This is a genomic window from Arsukibacterium sp. (assembly GCF_033722355.1).
Taxonomy (GTDB): Bacteria; Pseudomonadota; Gammaproteobacteria; order Enterobacterales; family Alteromonadaceae; genus Alishewanella.
Genome location: NZ_JAWVZF010000179.1, coordinates 1 through 5,364 on the forward strand (window position 1 = coordinate 1; position 5,364 = coordinate 5,364).

The window sequence follows — 5,364 nt, forward strand, 5'->3', positions numbered from 1 at the left end:
AACACCTGCTCTAATGCCTGCAGATTGGCATTAACATTATTATAGGCAGCGCCATCAGGGCTAAAGCCCTGTAGCGTAGTGCGAAGCTGCTGCAAACTCAGTTGAATGTCTGATGGTAATTGTTGCAGCTGTGGCTGGTCCAGTAAGGTTTGCATGCTCTGCACCAGATGTTGTGAGCTCTGCATCACCTCATTGGTCGCGGCCAGAGTTTGCTCGCCCTGAGCCAGTAGCGTTTCCACAGGTAAATTATTAATTTTATCGAGTGCCATCAGCAGCTTCTGCTCCATATTACTAAAGCCACTGCGCGCCGATGGCAGAGCCGGATAGCCGAGAGTACGGCTCAGCCGCTGCTGCTCATCAAACAATCCCTGTAAATTGCTGTCCTGGCGCCAGCCGCCGTTGATATCCAGATCGATATATAAAGCGCCGGTAATTAAATTGCCGGTTTTCAACACTGCATGCAGGCCATCTTCTATTGCTTTTTGGAGTTCGCTATCCAGTTGTTTCAAGTTTAGTTTTTCGTAAAGACGGGCAGATTCAATCCGGATCAGTACCGGGATCCCCTGCTGCAACGATACCTCAAAAGGTTTATCAATATTAAAGAAAAATGGCACAGTCGCCACGGTACCTACCCGCACACCGCGGTATTCTACCGGTGCGCCCGGTTTGAGGCCCCGGACAGACTCATCAAAAAACACCAGATATTCAATATACTGACTGTACAATCCATCCTGAATACTTTGTTTATCCGGGTACAACTGAAATTCTGTGCCGTCAGTTGCTGGTTTGCCTGCTGGCCAGCCGTCCATCAGATCAAAACTGACCCCACCGGTTAGTAAGGTGGTTGCCGAGCCAATATCGACGCTTAAACCTTCAGCTGATAAATCAAAGGCCAGACCACTGCTTAACCAGAAGCGGACATTCTCGGTGACCAGCTCATCATAAGGTTCATGAATAAACAGCTGAAAGCGGGTCCGCCGGTCTGACACGTTAAATTCACTTAACTCCACCGTGCCCACTTCATATCCCCGGTACAATACCGGGTCTCCGACGGCAAGGCCGGTAGTATCAGCTGAATTCAGCTTTACCCTGACGCCGGGCGCATCTGCTGGTGCAACCGGCGGTGAGTTTAACAATGGATAGTTCAGTTGTGTCTCACCGTTATCACCTGGCTGTAGCTCAATATAAACCCCCGACAGCAGCGTATTAAGACCGGTTACTCCGCCGCGACCTATCTGAGGTTTGACTACCCAGAACTGCGAGCCGGCATTAAGCAGTGGTGTCATATTCGGTTTCATCCGGGCCTGGATCAGCACTTTGGTAAGGTCTTCACTCAATTCAACCGATACCACCTGGCCGACATCAACGCTGCGATTTTTGATCTGGGTTTTACCGGCGACAATACCCTCTGCATCTTCAGCAATCAGCAAAAGCATGACGCCCTGGTTCTGAAAATGGCTAAACAACATCCACAGCCCGATTAACACCGCCGCTATTGGCACAACCCAGATCGGTGACCATTGCTTAATAATCCTGACATTTGCGTTAAGCGCGGCCGGCTTTGTCACATTGTTGCTCCTTCTGCATTAAGGGACTGAGGGCGCTGTACTGCAGGGGGGGTTTGGTTATCCCACAGCAAACGCGGATCAAAACTTACAGCTGCCAACATGGTGGTAATAACGACTGCTGCAAAAAGTACTGCGCCGACGCCCGGATAGACGCTGGCCAGTAAACCAAAACGGACCAGGGCGGCCATAAATGCAACCACCAGTACATCCACCATCGACCAACGCCCAACCCAGTCGACCAGCCGATATACATTGCCACTGTATTTGCCAGCAGTCTGTCGTCGTGCACTGGCCAGGTAACATAACCAAAACATCACGACAATTTTGACGATAGGGATAACGACGCTGGCCAGAAAAATAATAATGGCAACCGGATATTCGCCATCCTGCCACATCAGAATAAAACCGCTGATAATGGTTGAATCGGTAACCTCACCAAAGGACACGGTACGCATAATCGGCAGAATATTTGCCGGTATATACAGCACACAGGCCGTGATCAGCAAAGCCAGTGTTTTTTGCAGACTTGCGGGTATCCGGGGCGTCACCCGGGTATGACAACGGCTGCACACAGCTTGCTGGATTGGCATCACTGCAGTACAACACTGACACAACTTAAGTTGCTGGTCCAGCCCGCTATAACCTGTACTGACGGTGGCAGCCGGCTGTGGGCTCGGTGCAATACTGGCCCACAGTGCATGCCTGTCCAGCACCTGAAAGGTGCGCAAATGCAATAAACAAAACAAACAGAACGCCCAGAAACTCATGCCCAGTGAAATCTCTGCTGTGGCAACCAGTTTAACAAAGCTGATCAGTAACCCCATCAGAAATATATCAACCATACTCCATGGTTTAAGCATGTAAAGGACTCTGGCCACCCAAATCCGCGCAGGTAACCGATAGCGCATGCCCAGTTTTAAATAAATAACAGCCAGCATACAAAACGCTGGCACAGCCTGAATAAACAACCAGATCAGTACCGCCAGCAATTGCTGATATTCAGTGAACAATACGGCGGAGGTATCAAAAAAATGAATTTCGCTGCGATTACCGCCAATCGCCATACTGACAAAGGGGAAAAGATTCGCCAGCACCAGCATTAATAACGCAGATGCCGCATATAAAGCAGGACGCATCACCGGGTTATGCTGGCGTGCATCCAGCTGATACTGACAACGCACGCAATGTGCCTCTTCGCCGGCAGCTAATACCGGCAAAAACTGCAATAAATCACAATGCGGACACAACACCAGTTCATTGGTGCCACTGTCATTAACCTGACTGGAACAGTGAGTTTGCTGTGCTGCTTTGCCGGCAGTAGTGTCCACAAATTACCCTTAGCTGCAGAAGGTAAAAATTGCGCAACGTTTCTGACGTCAACGTGGCGGAGTAAAAGTTACCTTATATAATCAGCAGAATATATCACTTTTCAGATAAGCCGGCGCTGAACAGCAAAGAAAATTTATTAGGCGAAAACAAAAAACCCGCCAGAGCGTTAACTTCAGCGGGTTCTTCAAATATGGCGGACGCAGGAGGATTCGAACCTCCGACCGCTCGGTTCGTAGCCGAGTACTCTATCCAGCTGAGCTATGCGTCCAGGGGGTACTGCACTTGTGAGACTATTTCAGACTCATCCAGAATTTTATAGATGGCGGACGCAGGAGGATTCGAACCTCCGACCGCTCGGTTCGTAGCCGAGTACTCTATCCAGCTGAGCTATGCGTCCAATCTATAAAAATGGCGGAGAAAGAGGGATTCGAACCCTCGATAGAGTTTCCCCTATACACCCTTAGCAGGGGTGCGCCTTCAGCCACTCGGCCATTTCTCCGCGCTGTGTTGCGGCGTGTATATTAATGTCTCAGGAAAATAAGTCAAACAATTTTTAGGACAGTAAAGTCTGTTTGCCGACCTTTTAAACAATTCGTTCAATATTTACCGGCTATTGTTTAAAACAGACAATTTGGTCACCAGCGTCCTGCCGGTTATTTTTAGTCAGCTTCGTTAAAGCCGCCACCAGAGGTATCTTTCTCAGCCTGGATCCGCATATAAATTTCTTCACGATGGACTGAGACTTCTTTCGGTGCGTTAACACCAATCCGAACCTGATTTCCTTTTACCCCTAACACAGTGACAGTGACTTCGTCACCGATCATCAGAGTCTCACCAACCCGACGGGTAAGAATTAGCATTCGCTTGCTCCTTTTCCTTGCAATTACAGTGACTTTTCACCGTTGTTTTCGATAAAACGCCGTATAATAACTCAGCAGGCCCCTGCTTGAAAAGCCAACACCTGATATTTATACAACACGCCCGTTGCCCGGCATAGTTTAGCAACTTTGCCACTTTGCCGGGCGGTTTCGCGATACAAACCGCCTTTAAAACGGTGAAACGAGACGTCTTCTGACATTACGTCATTACGCTGCCGGGCGATCAGCTATTTAACTTTTCGCTTATATGCTGCTGTGCACTGCTAAGTACAGCTGGCAATGCACTGACATCTGTTCCACCGGCCTGTGCCATGTCCGGCCGGCCGCCCCCTTTACCACCAAGCTGCTGGGCAGCCCAGGCAACCAGTTGGCCGGCATGCACCCTGGCTGTCAGTTCACTACTGACACCGGCAATTAAACTAACTTTAGCATCATTCACGGTAGCCAGCAGAATAACAGCCGGGCTCAGCTTGTTTTTCAGCTCATCGAGCATGGTTCTTAAGCTTTTCGGATCAGCCTGCTCCACTTCGCTGATTAACACATTAACACCCGCCAGCTGTTGCACCTTGCTCTCCAGCGACGACCCTGCCTGACTGGCCAGTTTTGCTTTCAGTTGTTCAAGCTCTTTTTCCTGCCCCCGGCTCTTATCCAGTGCCTGCTGGACTTTTTCAGTCAGGCTGAACACATCCCCTCTTAGCAAACCTGCTGCTTGTGCCGCCTGTTGCTCCAGTTGTTGAATATACTGCACAGCGCCATTCCCACTGACTGCTTCAATCCGCCGTACACCTGAAGCAATACCGGCTTCGGTGACAATTTTAAATAAACCAATATCACCGGTACGGCTGACATGCGTCCCGCCGCACAGCTCAATCGAAAAGTCACCCATCGACAGCACCCGGACTTCTTCATCGTATTTTTCGCCGAACAAGGCCATTGCTCCCGCCGCTTTCGCCTGCTCTACCGGCATCAACCGGGTTTGCAGCGGATGATTGAGCTGAATTTGCTGATTTACCAGCAGTTCGATATTACGTAGTTCAGCCGGGGTGACCGCTTCAAAATGGCTGAAATCAAAACGTAAGCGCTCAGGCCCAACCAGAGAGCCTTTCTGGGTAACATGTTCACCCAGTATCTGGCGCAGGGCAGCATGCAGCAGATGGGTAGCAGAATGATTCTGTTTAATGGCAGCACGTCGTTCACTGTCAATTCTGGCAGCCACTTTATCGCCGACACAAAGTTCAGCTGTCGCCGTCCCCTGATGAGCAAAGGCTTTGCCGAGTTTCACAGTATCTGACACGGTAAACTCGCCCCCTCTGGCCAGCAACAGCTTGCCGCTATCACCAATCTGACCGCCTGATTCAGCATAAAATGGCGTTTCATCCAGCACAACCAAACCACTGGCGCCTGCGGTGAGCTTATCGACTGTTTTACCGTCGCTGAAAATCTCGACGACAGTCGCATCACCAAAATCATGCTCATATCCGGTAAAAGCGGTGTGCTGATGCGAGCTTAAAGTTGCATTGTAATCTGTGCCAAAATTTGACGCCTGCTGTGCCCGTTTACGCTGAGCACTCATCGCCGCCTCAAATCCC

At 49.9% G+C, this 5,364-nt stretch carries 4 protein-coding genes and 3 tRNA genes; all 7 read right to left on the reverse strand.

Annotation, left to right across the window (positions count from 1 at the left end):
* Positions 1-1,568 (reverse strand): intermembrane transport protein PqiB (gene pqiB, locus R3177_RS12925; RefSeq protein ID WP_318971444.1); only part of this gene is annotated, 1,568 nt, incomplete at its 3' end.
* Positions 1,565-2,896 carry a PqiA/YebS family transporter subunit gene (locus R3177_RS12930; RefSeq protein WP_318971445.1) on the reverse strand — a complete coding sequence of 444 codons (1,332 nt, stop codon included), beginning with the start codon at positions 2,894-2,896 and terminating at the stop codon, positions 1,565-1,567. The genes R3177_RS12930 and pqiB, both read right to left, overlap by 4 nt.
* 192 nt (positions 2,897-3,088) lie before the next feature.
* A tRNA-Arg gene (locus tag R3177_RS12935) sits at positions 3,089-3,165 on the reverse strand.
* A gap of 52 nt (positions 3,166-3,217) precedes the next feature.
* Positions 3,218-3,294: transfer RNA gene (locus R3177_RS12940), tRNA-Arg, on the reverse strand.
* Between the two features lie 12 nt (positions 3,295-3,306).
* Positions 3,307-3,396, reverse strand: a tRNA-Ser gene (locus tag R3177_RS12945).
* A 160-nt stretch (positions 3,397-3,556) separates the two neighbouring features.
* Positions 3,557-3,757 (reverse strand): carbon storage regulator CsrA, encoded by a 201-nt coding sequence (csrA, locus tag R3177_RS12950; protein ID WP_097111610.1) that lies wholly within the window; start codon positions 3,755-3,757, stop codon positions 3,557-3,559.
* Between the two features lie 241 nt (positions 3,758-3,998).
* The coding region (locus R3177_RS12955) for a DHHA1 domain-containing protein (protein WP_318971446.1) at positions 3,999-5,364 on the reverse strand (1,366 nt) is incomplete at its 5' end.